12 protein-coding genes are annotated in these 17,086 nt (G+C 66.2%); 3 read left to right on the top strand and 9 right to left on the bottom strand.

The genetic code is table 11. From position 1 onward, the window contains the following. The first annotated feature begins 3 nt into the window (after positions 1-3). The 3 genes from HMPREF3165_RS04355 (at position 4) to HMPREF3165_RS04345 (ending at position 921) form a co-directional block, all read left to right on the top strand. A complete protein-coding gene (locus HMPREF3165_RS04355) occupies positions 4-264 on the top strand; it encodes a type II toxin-antitoxin system Phd/YefM family antitoxin (RefSeq protein ID WP_256274965.1) in 261 nt (86 codons plus the stop codon). After that, complete coding sequence (locus tag HMPREF3165_RS04350; RefSeq protein WP_070511102.1) at positions 261-524, top strand: type II toxin-antitoxin system RelE family toxin; 264 nt, start codon at positions 261-263, stop codon at positions 522-524. Before HMPREF3165_RS04355 ends, HMPREF3165_RS04350 begins: the two co-directional genes overlap by 4 nt. A 163-nt stretch (positions 525-687) precedes the next feature. After that, positions 688-921 carry a hypothetical protein gene (locus HMPREF3165_RS04345; protein ID WP_083303191.1) on the top strand — a complete coding sequence of 78 codons (234 nt, stop codon included), beginning with the start codon at positions 688-690 and terminating at the stop codon, positions 919-921. A 194-nt stretch (positions 922-1,115) separates the two neighbouring features. Here the strand turns inward: HMPREF3165_RS04345 and HMPREF3165_RS12740 are convergent, their stop codons facing one another. From HMPREF3165_RS12740 to HMPREF3165_RS04310, 9 genes are all read right to left on the bottom strand, one after another. Beyond that, positions 1,116-1,994 carry an SIR2 family protein gene (locus HMPREF3165_RS12740; protein WP_176746996.1) on the bottom strand — a complete coding sequence of 293 codons (879 nt, stop codon included), beginning with the start codon at positions 1,992-1,994 and terminating at the stop codon, positions 1,116-1,118. After that, positions 1,987-2,994, bottom strand: coding sequence for a ParA family protein (locus HMPREF3165_RS12735; protein WP_083303189.1), 1,008 nt, complete (start codon positions 2,992-2,994; stop codon positions 1,987-1,989). The genes HMPREF3165_RS12740 and HMPREF3165_RS12735 overlap by 8 nt, the downstream gene beginning before the upstream one ends. Before the next feature lie 55 nt (positions 2,995-3,049). Further along, on the bottom strand, positions 3,050-7,765 hold the full coding sequence (locus HMPREF3165_RS04340; RefSeq protein WP_070511098.1) for a restriction endonuclease subunit M: 4,716 nt from the start codon (positions 7,763-7,765) through the stop codon (positions 3,050-3,052). Further along, positions 7,765-10,845: a helicase-related protein gene (locus HMPREF3165_RS04335; protein WP_256274963.1), complete on the bottom strand. Its 3,081-nt coding sequence runs from the start codon at positions 10,843-10,845 to the stop codon at positions 7,765-7,767. The genes HMPREF3165_RS04340 and HMPREF3165_RS04335 overlap by 1 nt, the downstream gene beginning before the upstream one ends. 664 nt (positions 10,846-11,509) lie before the next feature. Next, positions 11,510-11,956, bottom strand: a complete 447-nt coding sequence (locus HMPREF3165_RS04330) for a DUF3618 domain-containing protein (RefSeq protein WP_070511094.1) — start codon at positions 11,954-11,956, stop codon at positions 11,510-11,512. Then, complete coding sequence (locus tag HMPREF3165_RS04325) at positions 11,953-12,438, bottom strand: DUF3618 domain-containing protein (protein WP_070511092.1); 486 nt, start codon at positions 12,436-12,438, stop codon at positions 11,953-11,955. The genes HMPREF3165_RS04330 and HMPREF3165_RS04325 overlap by 4 nt, the downstream gene beginning before the upstream one ends. Further along, entirely contained in the window at positions 12,435-12,923 is a 489-nt protein-coding gene (locus HMPREF3165_RS04320) for a phage holin family protein (protein WP_070511091.1), read from the bottom strand. The genes HMPREF3165_RS04325 and HMPREF3165_RS04320 overlap by 4 nt, the downstream gene beginning before the upstream one ends. A 328-nt stretch (positions 12,924-13,251) precedes the next feature. After that, positions 13,252-14,988 (bottom strand): ABC transporter ATP-binding protein, encoded by a 1,737-nt coding sequence (locus HMPREF3165_RS04315; RefSeq protein ID WP_070511089.1) that lies wholly within the window; start codon positions 14,986-14,988, stop codon positions 13,252-13,254. Continuing rightward, positions 14,988-16,856 (bottom strand): ABC transporter ATP-binding protein, encoded by a 1,869-nt coding sequence (locus tag HMPREF3165_RS04310; RefSeq protein ID WP_070511087.1) that lies wholly within the window; start codon positions 16,854-16,856, stop codon positions 14,988-14,990. Before HMPREF3165_RS04310 ends, HMPREF3165_RS04315 begins: the two co-directional genes overlap by 1 nt. Between the last annotated feature and the right edge of the window lie 230 nt (positions 16,857-17,086).

Raw genomic sequence — 17,086 nt, 5'->3', positions numbered from 1 at the left:
GTTATGACCGAAATGACTGTTACCGCTGCGCGCAACAAGCTCGCCGATGTCATCGACGACGCCCGGGTGACCCATGCGCCCGTGTTCCTCACCCGCAGGGGCCGTCGTGTAGCGGCGGTGATCGATGCGGACGACCTGGAGCGGCTCACCCATGCGGCGGAGGACCTGGCGGACATAGAGGCCGCCGACGCCGCTCGCGCTGAGATCGCTGAGCACGGCACCATCCCTTGGGACGAGGTCAAGGCTGACCTTGGGCTCGCATGACCTACCGGATCGAGTTCAGCCCGGCCGCGGCCCGTCAGCTGCGCAAGTTGGATGGCCGCACCCAACGCCGGATTCAGGCTGTCGTTGAACTGCTTGCTCAGGAGCCCCGCCCGGCTGGCGCCAAGAAGCTCGTTGGCGGGCATGGCGAGTGGCGTGTGCGCACTGGCAACTACCGCATCATCTACGAGGTCGACGACGGAGTCCTGGTGGTCCTCGTCCTCGCTGTCGGTCACCGCCGTGAGGTCTATCGCCGAAGATAGTTATGGGTGTCCGCACGCATGACACATGCACTAGAGCATCCGTCAGACTGCTTGCGTCATGCTCGTCGGACGTCAGCCACTTGCTCGAGTTCCGTGTCAATGATGACGACTTCGTCTTTCATCCTATGTCCGCACGAGAGAAGTTCTTGAGGAGGAAGTGAATATGAAGACCACCGACGAGATGCTTGACGAGATCGAGAACGCCAACAACGGGGATGGCCCGGATCCCGCGGCTACGGTCGATGATCCCGCTCTCGCAAGAATTGCGGTCACGCAGATACGCCTCCGTGCCGCCGAGCGTGCGCTCGATGAGGCCATGATGGCTGCGCGCGATGTCGGCCTGTCGTGGCAAACGATTGGGGACGTCTTGAGTATGAATGGCCAGGGTGCGAACTAGTGTTTCCATGTCGCCTGAGAGTTACGGACTGCGTACACCGCCGGTAGTCCTGCGTGAGGTATCGAGCATCCTCGATAGGCATCCTTGGATAAGTCAGGTAGCTCCTGAAGAGCCGCACAAATTCTTTTGTCTGGTTTGAGTCCAACAACACTGGTTGGACTCAAACCAGACAAAGATTCGCTGATTGATTGATGTTAGTGTGGCGGCGTTGCCGATACCTGTTTCCCGAACTCCTGAAACGCTGTCAGTCCATAGTCGCCAAGTTTTCTGTCGTAGGTTAGGGTGCTAATCCCGTAACAATAGCGAAACATTTCCTTGTCGTGGTCAGAAGTTGCGTCTGAAGTGAGGATATAATGCGGACTCACGTTTTCGCTCCAGCGTGCTGCGAAAACATCTTGAAGAAGCGCCTGTAAGTCTGGATCAGACAAGCTGTATCCAACGAAAAGAAAGGTGCGAGTCCACATTAAAGCACGAACAATGTCAAGTGTGGTCGACCCATACCTATGTAGGCGCGCATAGTCGGAACGAGTTAAAATGGTCTTGGAAGGCTCATCAATCGATCCGTGAAGTTTAATTATCGTGGGCTCATTCTTGCGAATCTGCGAGCCTATTTCGTCGCTCGTGTATGGTAAAGGTGTATATGTGAACCCGTTCGCACTTTCGAGGATTTTATCGTAATTGGTGGTGATGATGATCGAAGGGTCGATTTCCCCGATGCTCTCGTGCCATCCGGATGGCAAGAAGTGGCATCCGCGTGGCCCCTGTACGGCCGATTTCAAAGCGTTTGTGAGATCGCCAGTCCGACCCTGATCGTTCGCTGAGTACTTAAGAAGTTCGGCGGCATCAAGAAGCCGATGAGATTCAAGAAGTTCCTTAAACATGGTGAACTTCTTTTTGTCAGTGCTATCGAGTTTAATTGCTTTCGCCAATCGCTCAAGCAGTTTATTCCATGTCGGAGGAGATTCGTTAAGGCTGTTTTTGCAGCTTGCAGAAACTCCGGATCCAACAAATAGAACGAGCGACTTATTAGCGGCAATTTGAATGAGATCGTCCGGCCAAACTGTGTTAGGCATTTTTGAGTCCCATATTGGTGAGAATGCTGGCGAAGATGGCGTCGAGTTGCTCCACGTACTTGTTTCGTTGTGCTGGCTGCGCTCCTCGAAGACCATCTTCCATTTTTAGTTCAGATATAGGAGAATGGGCTGTCTGTGCCATGGGAATCATGGCAAACATATTTGGAACTACTCCAATTTCTGGCTTGGTCATATAAGGGGATTTTAAGTCTTTGAGTCTGTTTGCTCGTTCGGGTATTTGGTTCTTGAACTGATCGTATGATTTGATGTTTCTCACAATTCCTGCACTCGTGCGAGACACATATTGCTGCACTGTGTAACCCACCCATCCGTTCCGAATATGAAGCGCCCTTTGGAGGTCCTGAAATACGTCTTCGTGCTCGTATTGCTCCGAGTACTGTTCAAACTTAGTGGTCCACGCGGATAGCCAATCGCCAATATTCTCAAGAGCGTAAAGACTAAAGAGGTCCGCCTCTACTGGAGTCACGAAGAAGTCAGATCCGATTAGCACTGATCGGTTGAGAGCCCCGAGGCTGGGGCTCATGTCGAAAACAATCAGGTCGCTATCAATAAGTTCCGATAGATGTCTTGTCCATAGAGTTCGACGTGCGCCACCATTACCGTCTTCGCGAGTTCGAAAGTCTCCCCATGCTCTACTGATAATATCCTCAACTTGTGCAAGTGCTGGATGTCCAGGCAATACGTTGACGCCAAAGCGGGGTGATTCTATTAATGGGATGCTATCGGAAATTTTTGAATCTCCGTCCCGGATGTTCTTGAGTGGCTCAAGAACTGTTTCAGATTTTCCTTTGTCGCGGGATGTATAAATTGACTCCCATTTGTCAATCGGCAGCAATAGTTGTGTTGCGTTCGCCTGTGGGTCGCAATCAATTACCGTCACCGAGTGCCCTATTCTACTGGCGTATGCAGCAAAATTGCAAGCTAAGGTAGTTTTTCCTACCCCGCCCTTGTTGTTGAAGAAAGAGACTGTGGCCTGCATGCTTTGCCTTTCTAGTTGGTGGTTGTTCCGGTCTGGTTGTGTTTGAATGTGTCGGTCAGTTTAGGAGGGCGGTGTGGATGCGGCGGAAGTCGGATTCGCGGTCGCGGATGCGGAAGGGGAGGTCGTAGACGTAGGAGACGCCAGAGCCAGGATGAGTGTGAGAGCGCTCTGATAGTGGCATGTTTTCGTTGGAGGTCGGACGCTTGCGCTTCTCCCAGGCCTGGCGGACCGGAGTCGGCAGCTGACGACCATTCGCGTCATAGACATAGGCGCCCTGGCCACGGCCATGGTCATAGTCGTACAGTACCGCGAACTGGGTGCGGTATATCGTGCACAGGTCCTCGATCGGCACGCCCAGCATCATCGCCACCATGACATCGATCTCCGCTTGAGCATTGCGACGGTCCTCCGCCCGACGCAAGGGCGTATCAGCTGTCCAGTCCGGACTGATCGGTCGTTCGTCATAACGCTCCAGGATCGGAGCGTCAGCCACAAACGACTCGTCCCAACACTCGGTCCACAGATCCGCATAGGCGTCGGTGAGGCAGTTGAGGCGAAGCGAGCGTAGTGCGATAGAAGAAATGAGCTGGTGGTCGGAATCTAATGTGGGAATTCGAGAGAAAGAAGGTGGAAGAATGTGGGCCTTCGGGGAACTTCGAATCATGAAATCTGCAAGCAGTGACGATGCCGAGGCGGCTAGAATCGGTGTGTTTCTGACTGATGTGGCAGCGCTGTGGATTGTGAATACGTAGGTAGGTCCCGGAGGGATGATTGTTGGGATGAGCGTCCGTTCTCCGGTGTTCGCGGCCATTTGACGCCAGGCCACTCGGTAAAAGTTAGCCGAAGATACGTCGTCCCAGTGGGTGTAGAGGCTGTCGTAGGCAGCGCGGTCGTCCGCAGGCTTGTACTGGGTGACTGGTTGAACGCTTGAGGAAAGGGCCTCTAGATCGGTGGAGGTCCAGTCTCTCTGGTTGGCCATCGTCCGGTTTGGCTGTTTGTATAAAGGTGTGGACACATAGAGATGTGATCCTTGAAGGATAGTGCTACCCCAGGAACTTGGTCCCCACTGTTTTGAGAACAGTCCCTTTTGAAAGTCTGTTGTTTCGTTCCAGCCAGTCGAGAACTGGAGGTTAAGAGCGCCGATGCGTGGTCGGGTACCCAGTGTCGCGAGTGTGCGTGATGCTGCGGAATTGACTGTCGACACCATGGGTGTGGACTGCCACTCGTCGGCTTCGGTCACCGTTTTCCAGGTCTTCAATGTAGATTCGTCAACGGACTGAATGCGGGCTGCGTGCGGCCGCAGGTCCCACGTGCCCGTGTGTGGGTCCTTGAATCCAGGTTCCTCTCCGCTGCCATCGTGGATGAGGGAACGCTGCACAGTCTCGGGATGGTAGAGCGATGTCGCGTGAAGGAATGACGGCGCCCGCTCAGTTCCGTAGATGTTGACGCCGTATTGTTTTTGGTTCTGGATCTCGAATAGATGGAGTTCGTTTATGAACTGCCAGTGCCGGCGCAAATGCTGATAGGCGGCGGCCCGGAGTCTTGGGGTCTTGGCATCGGTGAAGTGGGTCTCCATATGGATGAGGGAAGAGATACCCCGCCCACTCTGGTGCTGCCAGACCTGGCACATGAAGGCCCGATAGAGGTCGGGGCGTCCTTCCATGACGGGATAGGCGGTTTGGTCGCTGATAAACTCAGCGAGGACCGCGGTTTCGGTTGCTCCGTCGAGGACTGTGCGAAGGACTCCTGGTCGAGATATGGTGCGTGGCATGCGTTGCTTCTGAGTCGCGACCGGTGGTTTTATTGTTAGTTTCCACCAGGGGTCACCCTCGGAGAGCAGACTGTTGAGGTCGACAGTTGGTCTCACCCACGGCGGGTTCCCGACCTGGAGGTCGAAGCCGCCGCGGGCGAAGACGGTGGCAAAGTCCAGCTCCCAGTGGAAGAAGCCTTGGGTCTCCGCCACCTTCCGGACTACGGATAGCCACTCGTGCTCTTCAACGACCAACTGCACTTTGCGGGCTCCGGCGAGGCCAAGCTCAACCTCCTCCATGGTCTCCAGCTCTGCCCAGGAGGAAGCATCCACGAGGGTCCCATCGGTGCCCTTGGCGTCCTTGACCTGCTTGCCCAGCAGCCCCTCCAGAGCGCCCAGCCACTCATCCAGGCTCGGCGGCGTCACATCCGTGGTCAGCGGCCAGAACCACAGGGCGCACCACGCATCCATGACCAGCCGCAGCCGCCGATACGCCGATCCCGGCGCCGCCAGATAATCTTCGATCTCCTCACGGGACACTGTTGAACCGGCGTCGTCCTGCGCCTCGCGGCCCCACAGGTCGATGCGGCGTGAGGCCTCCGCCTCCGCCACCCGCAGGCGCCGCAGGGTCATCTCCCACAGGACCTCCACGCGTCGGGCCAGGGCAGTCAGCCGCAAGGACTGGGCAGCGCTCAGTGCATGCGTGATCTCGTCACGCCATGCCTGGAGGGCCTTGAGTTTCTCGGTATCAACCAGGTCCCGCACCTGCTTGGGGACCTCCACCGCGCTGCCCCAGCCCTTGGCTGGCAGGAGGAAGTGATGGATGCTCCCCGAGACGTCCAGCGCCCCACCGATCCGGTGCCGGGAGGCCGCATCAGCGTCGTCGAGCACGGCCGCCACCTGGCTCAGCGGCTCGGCCACCGGAGCGGCCGACAGCCAGGCACGCTTCTTCAGCTGGGAGGTCGAGTACAAGGCCCGGCGCGCCCCCACCAAGGAGTTACCGCGCCGCAGCCGCAGCCCGAACCACGGGGCCGCCAGCCCCTCCACCATCGTGTCCAACCACAGGGACACCTCCGCCAGCTCCACCGCCGTCGCATTGAGGTCCACCCCGTAGACCTGGTGCAAGGCGAGATACGCCTTCACCTTCGCCAGCTCCCGGGGCCGCTCCTCAGGATCCACGCGCCGGCCCAGCTCACGCTCACGCCGCGAGAGATACTGCTCCGCCAGCTGGCGCACCGCCTCAATCGCGAAGGCCCCCGACCCCAGCGCCGGCTCACACACCGTCAGGTGCAGGATCTCCTCAGCGCTCGTCGTCCGCCCGTCCTGATCCAACAGCTCCTCCAGCGCCTGCTGCACCGTGAAACGCGTCAGCACCTCCGGGGTGTAGAAGGAGGCCGAGCGCTGCCGGTCCCGGCCCGAGAGCCGGTAGACGAACTGGCCCTTCTCATAGGTGACGTTGCGGCGCTCGCCCGTCACCTCATCCTCCACCGTCACGAAGTCCTTCTCCTCCAGGCCCTCCATGACGTCCTCGGGCACCACCCACGAGCCCTTCGAGGCGTCCCCGCCCGGCGCCACCTCCCACAGCCGCTCAGTGGCGAAGGAACCCGAGTAACTCATGAGCCCCTCGTAGACGGCACCCAGCTGGTTGATGCCCAGCTCCACATAGGAGATGAAGCCGCGGCCGCCCTTGCTGTTCTCCTTAGTCAGCAGCAGGTGGCGCAACACCCGCAGCAGCGCCCCGTTACCCAGGCCCACCTCGTCAATGAGGGCGGTCGCCACCGGGCGGAAAAGGTCGGCGCGCATCGGCCGGAAGACCAGGCCATCGAAGCTGCCCTCCTGGGCGGCCGGCACCTGCTCGTTGTGCCCCTCGTCGACCAGGTGGAACAGGCGGTCCAAGGACTCGTAGATGTGCGTGCCCGCCTGGGCCGACTCCTCATGCAGCTCCCTCAAGGCCAGCTCGCGCAGACGATCCAGGCCGTAGCCGGCGTCGTACTCGGCGGCGCCCACCGGCAGGACCCCCAGCTCAGGGCTCGCCTCCGCATACAGCAGGAAGATGATCCGGTAGATGTAGCGCAGCGACTGCAGAGCCAGGTCCTGCGCCCGCTCCTGGGGCAGTGGCTCCAGCCCCCGCGCAGCGCGACGGCGCACCACCTCATTCGCAAGGATCTCAATGGAGGAGCGCACGCCCTCACGCAGATCCTTCGAGACCCCCACCGTGTGGGCCGCCGAGTCCTCCAAGGTGGCCGCCCACCACGTCTCGCCCTCCGCCGTCGGCAGCAGAGAACGGGCATCCAGACAGGTCAGGGCCCGCTCCACCTCGCCGCCGCGCGCCGTCTCATAGCGCTCGACGACGAGCTGCACGTTCACCGCCAGCCAGCGGCCCTCCGGCCACCGCTCCCGCTCCGCCACCAGCGCCCACTGGCCCGCCAGGACCAGGGCGAAGGCCGGGCCGTGACCATCCGTCATGAGCGTCGACAGTGCCCGGGAGACCGACGCGATCGGCTCAGCCCCCTCCAGCGCCGGGGCGTCGGGGTCCCCCAGGTCCACGGGCTGCCACTCCTGAGCGAGCGTGGGGGCGTCCTTGACCAGCAGGTCCTCCACCGTGGTCACCGGGCGGGCGCGCAGCAGCGCCAGCGGCGCCGGGCCCTCATCACCCACCGGCCTCACCAGGGTCACCGGGCCCCGCTCAGTCAGGCGGTACTCCGACGACGTGAAGCCCAGAATCTCGCGCAGGAGCGCATCGAGCTCGTCGGCCGCCTCCAGGGCCGCGCTGGTCAGGGAATCAGCGTCGTCGGCGGGAAGGGCCGCCAGCAGCTCCTCCAGGCGGGAACGCTCGGAACGGAACCGGGAACGGGGCGTCGGCGTCGGGGCAGTGCCGGGATCGGCCGGCTTCTCCAGGGCCTCCCACTCCTTGCGACGCTCCAGCACGCGCGCCAGGAAGGACTCCTTGGTGGCGTCGGTCGTGAAGTAGTGCTCGCTGATCCAGTCCTCGCCGACGACCAGCGCATCCGACACCGCCATCAGAGATCCCCTTCCATCTCGAAGTCCTGCGGCACCACCACCAGCAGTGGGCGCACCAGCGTGTGCGCGGGCAAGTGCTGTTTCCTGAGCTCGTGCTCCTGAGCCACCGTGATCCGCTGCTCGCGCAGGTGGCGGTTCTGGATGAGACGACCGGCCTCGTCATCCCAGGCATTCGCGTGCTCGGCCCAGGCATCCACCCGCGCCTTCGCCTGTTCCTCCGCTGCGTCGAGGGTCAGTCTCATATGGTCCCTAGCCGTATCCACCGCCGGAGGGATGAGCGCCTCCAGCAGGCTGGTCTGCGTCACCGGCCCGGAGTTCCGCAGCTCCCGGGAGATGCCCACTGCCTCGAACATGGCGGCGGGGGAGTCGTGCACCTGCCCGATCGGCACCGCCTCGACCGGCCGGCCCGCATCCAGCTCCGACTGCGCGGCCGCCAGGTCCAGGTAGGGGAAGGCGATACTGACACACACCATCGATACTGTCCGGCCCGCCTGGTTCGTCAGAGTCCCCAGCAGCAGGACGGTCGGTGAGTCGACGTCGCCGCGCACCGCGAACACTGAGGAGCGGCCGAGCTTGGCCAGGACCCGGTCGCCGGCCCAGTCCAGCACCGGGTGCAGCGGCCCCAGGTAGTGGGCCTCTGGCCAGGAGGAGTCCGAGGAGTCACTCAGGGCCTCCGTGAGAAGACGCGCGCCCTTGGTCTGCGTCGTCGCCAGCTTGAGGTGCTCCTGGACACGGCGCTCACGCAGGTAGGACTGCGGCAGCACCGACAGGCGATGGCGCAGCCCCGCCGGGGGCACCATCTCCACCACGTGCTGCGTGCCGTGCTCGCGCCATGAGACGCCCCCGCCGCCGGTCTGGCGCTGCTCTGGCTCCTCGGGGCGCTCATAAAGTTCGGTGAGGGCCTGGCGCAGATAGTCCAGCTGGGTCTCGTACAGCGTCGACGTCGCCAGCGGGGCAGCGGGTTGGATGGGGGAGGCCGGACCGGCCGGGTCGCCGGGAGCGCTCGGATCAGCAGGGGAGACCTCGGCGCCGGTGGGGGCAGCAGCGCCGTCACCCTTGGCCTCGGCCGTGCCCGTCAGCTTCGCGAACAGGGCAGCCATCGGATCCAGGTTGAGGGTGTCGTCGGCGTCGGGGACGACGTCGTCAATGTCCTGCCCGGCCGCGAGCGCCTGGCGGATCGCCTCCTCCTCCTTCTCACCCGAGTACAGGCCCATGAGGGAGGCGGCGTCGCCCAGGGCCCGGTGTGCCTGATCCTCCTTCTCCATAAGGCGCGTGAGCACGCGGACGTCGCCGGAGAAGCGCGGGTCCGACGGGCTCAGCAGCAGGGTCGTGATCTGCGGTGAGACGGACTGGCCGTAGCGGTCGATGCGGCCGTTGCGCTGCTCAATGCGGATGAGCGACCAGGGGATGTCATAGTGGATGAGCTCATGGCACTGGGCGTGCAGGTTGACGCCCTCCGAGGCGACGTCGCCAGTCACCAGGACACGCACCGGCGTGTGGGCCTGGCGGAACTGCTCCACGATCTCCTGCTGCTCCACGTCGGACAGGCTTCCGTGCATGACCCGCACCGCGTCGGCGGGTAGGCGCAGGTCCTCGCGCAGGTGTTCGGCCAGCCAGGTGAGCGTGGCGATGCGCTCGGCGAAGACGACGACGCGCTCGGGTGACCTGGGGCCGATCCCGATGCGGCGCAGCTCGGCCAGCAGCGCCTGGTACTTGCCCGAGGCCGTCGTGTTGGCCTCCACGGCCAGCTCGCGCAGGCGGGTCAGCGCCTGGGACTGCTCCGAGGGCTCCGGGGTGGAGCCGGCTGCTGCTGCCCGGCTGCGGCGTCGGGCCAGGCGCTCGTCGATCGTCTGGATGAGGGCCGCCGGCGAGGACAGGAAAGACTTGGCCAGGGTCCAGGCGAACAGAGAGTCGCCGCCGCGGGCGGCGGGCCTGAGGCCGCCCGGTGCCGAGGCGCCGTCGGAACGGTGCAGCCAGGTGCGTGAGAGCTCGCCGGCCACCGCGTCCTCAGCCGGGGAGGGCTCCACCAGCTTGTTGACCGGAGTCAGGCGCTCCTTCCAGCGGCCGCCCACGACATCGCGCACCTCGTCGGAGTGACGGTGACGGCGGATGACGAGGCGACGTACCGCCTCCTCATCGAGGGAGCCGTCCGCGCGCACCGCCGTCGGCTCCAGCAGACGGATGAGCTCGGCGAAGGACTTCGGGTTGCCGTTGTGGGGCGTGGCCGAGGCCAGGATGAGGGCGTCGGTCTGGCGGGCCAGAATGTCCGCGAGCCGGTTGTTGAGCGTGCCTTTGTTAGTGACGTTGTGCGACTCGTCGATGACGACCGCGTCCCAGCGCTGCTTGCGCAGATGATTGAGGTAGCGGTCCGACTTCAGCGTGTCGATGGAGATGATCGCGCGGTGGAACACCGAGAACGGGTTGCGTGAGGCCGGCACCGAACGGCGCACCCGCTGGATGCCCACCGAGTCCAGGCGCACGAAGGGCAGCGCGAAGCGCGACCACATCTCGTGCTGCATCTGCTCGAGCACGTGACGGGGCGTGACGATGAGAATGCGGTCGCCCCGGCCGCGGCGCACGAGCTCGGCCAGAATCATGCCGATCTCCAGGGTCTTGCCCAGGCCCACGGTGTCAGCCAGAAGAATGCGCGGGCGCAGGTTCGCCGGGTCCAGGGCCTGGCGAACCGCCGTCAGCTGGTAGGCCAGGGGGTCGGCAAGGACGTCACTGACTACGGCCAGGTCGGTGGAGGTGGCCGGGAGGGCCGTCTTGCGCAGCGTCGCCTCCAGCCAGAGGCGCGAGAGCCGGTGACGGGTGGAGGTGTCCGCGATGACCCGGGTGTGGCGCGGATCCACCGGGACGATGTGGTCAAGACCAGCGGAGAACTGCGCCGTCGTGTCCCGAACCAGCTCGGACAGGCCCTGCACCGTCACCAGCATGCCGTCAGACGTGGTGGAGACCTGAGTGACCAGCCAGTCCTCGTCGCGCACCCGGACCACAGAGCCCGGAGCGACATCAAGAGAAGGGAGGGAAGGAGCAGGATCCGTCACCGCATCCTGGGGAGTCGTGGGCGCCGTTGTCACGGAAGTGATTTTAGGACGCCGGTGCAGGTGGTCGAGACCAATTCGGGCCAGTGACCGATCTGTGACCTGCGGGCCGGTGCGGGACGACGGCGAGCAGAGCCGGCGGGCGTGCGTTCTCGGGAGGCCATCCTGGCGTGCATAGGCCTGTCCCAGTGAGATAGACGTTCTGGTAGTCAACGACGACCGCCATTTTGAGGGCCACGAGTAGCCTCCTGCAAAGAAAAATAGACCCCGCCAGTCCCGGAGGACGGCGGGGAGTTATGGGATGAGGTTAGGGGAACTCGGGTTACAGAGCCAGACAGCGTAGGTGCGGCTTGGGACACATCTTGTTTGGTGGGAGGCGCCTCCTGCTGTCCTGCTCAGGCGTGACGGGGAGGTGCTCTCCCAGCTATCAGTGCGCGAGGACGCACCCTCGGGGACGAGGACGTACTTTGTGATCGAGGACTGCGTTCTCCTCCAGGTCACTGAGGTTTGAACGCAGTCATCTGGGGGAGAAGTACGTCCCCGGCGGACATCGCAGTTCCCGATGCGGGCCGACTGGCTCCAGGTGCTGGAGTACGGCGGAGCGCCGGTGTGACGCGAGGACGCACCATAGGGACTGAGGACTGATCCTAGGGATGCAGCCCGTGAGCCTGATGGTGCGTCCTCGACGGGTGGTTCTGTGTCAGCGGCGGGCGAGGCGGGTCAGGACGATGCCGGCGGTCACCACGCCTCCGGCGACGGCGGCCGCCTTGGCGAGTCGAGACGACGCCTCGGAGTCGCCCTGCTTGGCGCGATCCCAGGTCTCCTCCGCCTGCTCGGCCCAGCGTCGGGCCCCCTCGCGCAGTCGGCCGGCGCCGGCCTCCGCCTGCTCTCGCAAACGGCCGGCCCCGGCCACGGCCTGCTCACGCAGATGCTCGGCCTTGGCGCTCGCCTGCTCGCGCAGATGCTCCCCGGCCTCCCTCGCCTGCGTACGCGGGTCGACCCGCGAGGCGAACTCATCGACGCTCGCCGCCAGGGCCTCGCGCTGGGCGCGCAACCGCTCCTCGATCTGCTCGGGGCTCAGCGACCCGGACCCGGCGGCCCCGGCACCCTCAGTGCCGGAGGTGCCGGTCTGCTGTCCGCTGGTCATGCCCGAGCCGCCCGGGCGCGGAAGGCCTTGACCGCGGCGACGGTCGCCGTCACGCTCAGGCCCGCCAGGGCGAGTCCCGCAACCGTGACGATCCCCAGGGAGGCGGGGTCGCCGTCGCGGGCGTCGTCGAACAGCCGGGAGACGCGCTGGCCGAGGGTCAGCGTGCTGGGGTCGTAGGTGTCGACCCCGCCCTCGGGGTCGGTGCCGCCGCCGGCCAGGGAGGCCAGGCGGTTCTTGACCTGGCCGGCCGTCTCCTGGGCCTTGCTGACGGCCTGGCTGCGCAGCTCCTGGACCTTCTCACGGGCCTTGAGCTTGGCGACCTTGGCCAGGTTGTTCGGAGCCAGGCGCGCGGCGAGCTCGTCAACGTCGGCGGCCAGCGCCAGACGCCGGGCCGCCAGGTCGGACAGGACGGCATCCGCCGACGGCGCCGCCTGCGCGGCCGGCGCTGCGGGGACGGGCGTGGGTGCGGCGTTGGTGCTCACCGGGCGTTCCCCCTCTGCAGGCCGGAGGTCACGGCCCCCTTGACGGCGTTGACGGACTCCTTCAGCCCCTCCTGCGGCGTCGGCGTGTCGGCCTTGGCGGCCTTGAGGCGCTTGATGCCGATGAGGGCCATCGGCACGGCGACGAGGGTGAGGATCAGCGCCACCACGAGGAAGGCGGCCCACAGCGGCATGACGTGGGACAGTCCGGTCGTCAGGGCTCCCAGCACCAGCCCGAAGATGAACAGGGCCAGTACCCCGGCGGCGGCGAGCAGCCCGGCCCCCAGCCCCATCTCCTTGGCCATGCGCTGGCCCTTGGCCTTGGCCAGGTCGATCTCGCCGCGCACCAGCGCGGAGATGTTCTCCGAGATGCGGGCGATGAGCTCCCCGAGCGTGGGCTGGGCGCTGCCGGCGGCCCTGCGAGGAGGCGTGGTGGAGGCCGACGGCGTCGCCTGCGACGGCGGGGGAGGTGGCTGGTTGTTGGGCATGAACGAACCTTCTTGTGTGAGGCACGGCGTTGGACGTAGTCAGCTGACTGCGAGGCGGCGGGATCGCGACAGTGGGACGACTCGCCGCCCTAAGAATCTCACAGCCTGCGCCCTCGTGGAACAACGCAGGCCCGAGCGGGTTTGTAGGTTTGGGTGATAAGGGCCGGCTTTCGCCACCGGCGATCTGTGAAGGGCCTCCATCGTCGCCCTGATCGGCAGGGTGGCCTGAACCGTACCGGCGGCCCTAACCGTGCCGATGGCGCGGACCGGCCGGGTGCCCGACGTCAGCACGGCCGTCCACGGGTCTCCCCACCGCACCTCCGCCCGGCTACTCCTGGTTCCAGGCCTGCCAGAGGCTCGCGTACTCCCCGCCGAGGGCAACGAGCTCGTCGTGGGTGCCGAGCTCCACGATCCGCCCATCCATGACGACGGCGACCCGGTCGGCGTCGGCGGCCGTGTAGAGGCGGTGGGCCACCTCGATGACGGTGCGCCCGGCCAGCGCCGTGGACAGGGTCCGCTCCAGGGTGCGGGCGGCGCGCGGGTCCAGCAGCGAGGTGGCCTCGTCCAGGATGAGTGTGTGCGGGTCCAGCAGCACCAGCCGGGCCAGCGCCACCTCCTGGGCCTGGGCGGGGCTCAGCTCGAGGTGGCCCGAGCCGACCATCGTGTCCATCCCCTCGGGCAGCCCGTCCACCCAGGCATCGGCCCCGATGGCCTCGATCGCCTCGCGGATCGTGTCGTCGGAGGCACCCGGTCGCCCCAGGCGCACGTTGTCCGCCACGGTGCCGACGAACACGTGGTGCTCCTGAGTTACCAGGGCCACGTGGCGGCGCAGCTCGTCCTCGGTCAGGTCCGTCAGCGACACCCCTCCCACGGTGACGCTCCCGGAGGTGGGCGGGTTGATGCCCGCCAGCATCCGCCCCAGCGTGGACTTACCCGACCCCGAGGGCCCGACGACGGCCAGCCGCTCCCCGGGCACGAGCTCCAGGTCGATCCCGTGGAGCACCTCGACGCCCTCCCGGTAGGAGAAGCGCACGTCGTCGAGCACGATCCGGGTACCCTCGGGCTCCTCGCCGGTGGGGGTGCGGTCGTCGGGGACCTCCTCCACCCCCAGGATGCGGGACAGGGATGCCTGGGCGATCTGGACCTGGTCGATCCAGAACATGAGCTGGCCCACCGGCTTGCGCAGTTCCATGGAGTAGAGGGCCACGGTGGTGATCGCCCCCAGGGTCGCGTAGCCGCGGCTGGCCAGGAACCCGCCCCACAGGAGGACGGCGACGACGGGCGCCCGCCAGGCGACGTCGAGCACCATGAACAGGCGCACCCGCAGCGCCGCCGTGTAGCGCTCCAGGGACCAGGCCTCCTTGATGGAGGTCATGATGGCCCGCTCGCGGCGCGCCCCGATGCCCAGGGCGTCCACGGTCTCGGCGTGCTCGACCGTCTCGGAGACCGCCCCGTTGAGGCGGGCCTGGGCGGCCGACTCGGCCCGGTAGGCGGGGATGGAGATCGGCAGGTACCAGCGCATCATCGACCACACGGGTGGGGCGATGACGAGCAGCCCGAGCGCCAGGAGGGGGTCGGCGACGGCGGCGGCCAGGAGCGTGAAGACGATCGTCACCACGCACACGAGGATCTGCGGGATCCCCACCCGTACCAGGAACTCGATGCGGGAGACGTCGGTGGTGGTGCGCCCCACGAGGTCGCCGGTGCCGGCGGACTCCACGGCGCTCAGCGGCAGGTGCACCACCCGGTTCATCATGCGCTCGCGCAGGTCGGCGAAGACCGACTCACCCAGGGTGCGGGCGTACTTCTGGGCGAATCGGTTGATGAGCGCCCCCACGAGCGTGACCGCGATGATAGTCAACACGATCCGGTCCACGTAGCCGGCGTCGGCCCGCCCGGCCGAGACCCGCCCGACCAGCCGCCCCAGCAGCTGCGGAGCCACGAGCGTGGACAGGACCGCCGTGATCTGGAGGACCAGGACGACGGCGAAGCGCCCCCGGTAGGAGGCCATGATGCGGAAGGTCTTGCGCAGGGCGACGGGCCCGGGTGCGACGGGAAGCGCCATCAGCAGCTCGCCTCCGCATCCTCACCCATGGCCCGTGAGACGACGGCGCGGTAGTCGGCCGCCTGCGCGTGGCCGTCGCGGGCCATCGCCATGAGCTCGCGGTGCGTGGAGCGCAGCAGCTCGGTCCCGCTGGAGTCCAGGAGGACGACCTCGTCGCAGGCCTCCAGGACCAGCGGCGAGGCGGTGGCGACGACGGTCGTGTGCCCGGCGCGGGCCCGGTGCACCTGGGCGGCCACCCGGGCCTCGGTGTGGGAGTCCAGGGCGGAGGTCGGTTCGATGAGCACGAGCGTGGGTGCCTCGGTGAGCAGCGCCCGGGCCAGGGCCACGCGCTGACGCTGACCTCCGGACAGGGACCGGCCCTTCTCGGTGATCATCCCGGCCAGGCCCTCGCTCAGGGAGGTCAGGACATCGCCGGCGTCGGCGATCTCGATGGCCTCGATGAGCCGGTCGTCGCCGGGGGCCTCGCGCTCCTGGGGGCGGACCTGCTGGTCGACGTCGGCCCCGGTGGTGCGTTCGGCCTCGGCGCGCACGAGGTCCTCCAGGCCCGCCGGCTGCGGTTCGGGGCCGCCGCGCACGTCGAGGGCCTCGCGCAGGGTCCCGGTGAAGAGCTGGGCGGTGGCGCCGGAGACGACGACGCTGGCGCGCACCTGCTCCAGGGGCATGGTGGTCAGTGGCCGGCCCGCCAGGGTCACGGTGGGGCCGGCGTCGGTGAAGCGCCCCAGGCGCGTGGCCAGGTCGGCGGAGACCTGCGGGTCGGGGCACACGAGGGCCGTCATGCGGCCCTCCTTGAGGCGCAGGCCGCTGCCGGTGTCCACCAGGTCGCCGCTGACGGGGTGGGCGGCGGCCGGGTCCAGGCTGAGGCGCTCCACGAGGCTGCCGGCGGCCGGCGCCACCTCCAGCAGGCGGCTCAGGCGCCGGGCGCCGACGACGGCCCGGGTGTAGTCCTGCACGGAGCTGGTGAACACCCACAGCGGCCAGGACAGGTAGGCGGTGTAGCCGTAGAAGGTGATGAGCCCGCCGGGGGTGAGGCTGCCGGCCACGGCCATGCGCGCCGCCACCCACACGACGATGGCGGCGAAGAGCCCGGGCAGCAGCACCTGGAGGGTCATGAGGGTGGCCTGGGAGGAGGCCACCTCGACGCCGCGGCGCCGCAGCTCCTGGGAGGCGTCCCGGTAGCGGCGGGCGAAGACGTCCTCTCCGCCGATGCCCCGCAGGATCCGCAGGCCGGCCACCGTGTCCGTGGTGATCGTGGTGACCGCGGACTGGGCCTCGCGCTGAACGGCCTGACGCTTCTGCAGGGGACGGATGACCAGGGTGACGATGGCCGCCACCAGCGGCATGCCCAGGATGACGATGAGCCCCACGCTCACCGAGGTGCGCAGCATGAGGACGGCCACGACGAGGAAGCTGGCCGCCGCCCCCAGCAGGGCCGGCAGGTACTCGATGAGATTGCCCAGGTAGCCAGCGTCGGAGGCGATGATGGTGGCGACCTCACCGGTGGAGACCTGCCGGGACAGGTCTTTGCCGGTGGCGGAGATCTGCCTGCCCACGAGCCGGTCGACGTCGAAGGCGGTGCGCATCCAGGCCGTCACCCCGAAGTAGGACAGCATCGTGTCCCCGACGGCGTAGACGACGAACAGCACCAGCAGCAGCGCGCCAATGCCCCAGACGCGGCCGTTGAGGCCGTTCTCGATGCCGGCGTCCAGGGCCTGGCCCAGGAAGGCCGGCACGATCGCCTGGATGATGTTGGAGGTGCAGGCCGCCAGGGTCGCCAGGGTGACCGGGACGGCGGCGCGGCGCAGCAGCCAGCGCAGAAGCGCCCCGGCCCCCAGGGACGGGGGATGGGGCAGCGGGGCGTCGGGGGTCATGGACTGTGCGGTCAGGGCGGACAGCGCGGTCGGGACGGTCGGGAACGACCGGGAGGACGATTCGGGCATGATCGCATGAGGCTATCGGAGGGGAAGCCGGCGCGGCAGAGGCAGAGGCGGTGACAAGGAAGATACCGGGCGCGGGAATACGTGCCGGGGACGGCTCGGGCGGCTGCCGGACGGGCCGCGCAGACGTGCCGGCGCCCCGGCCCGCCCCTCTCGGGGGTCGG

Source organism: Actinomyces sp. HMSC08A09, assembly GCF_001807465.1.
Lineage (GTDB): Bacteria > Actinomycetota > Actinomycetes > Actinomycetales > Actinomycetaceae > Actinomyces > Actinomyces oris.
This window is presented reverse-complemented; position numbering and strand designations above follow the sequence as displayed.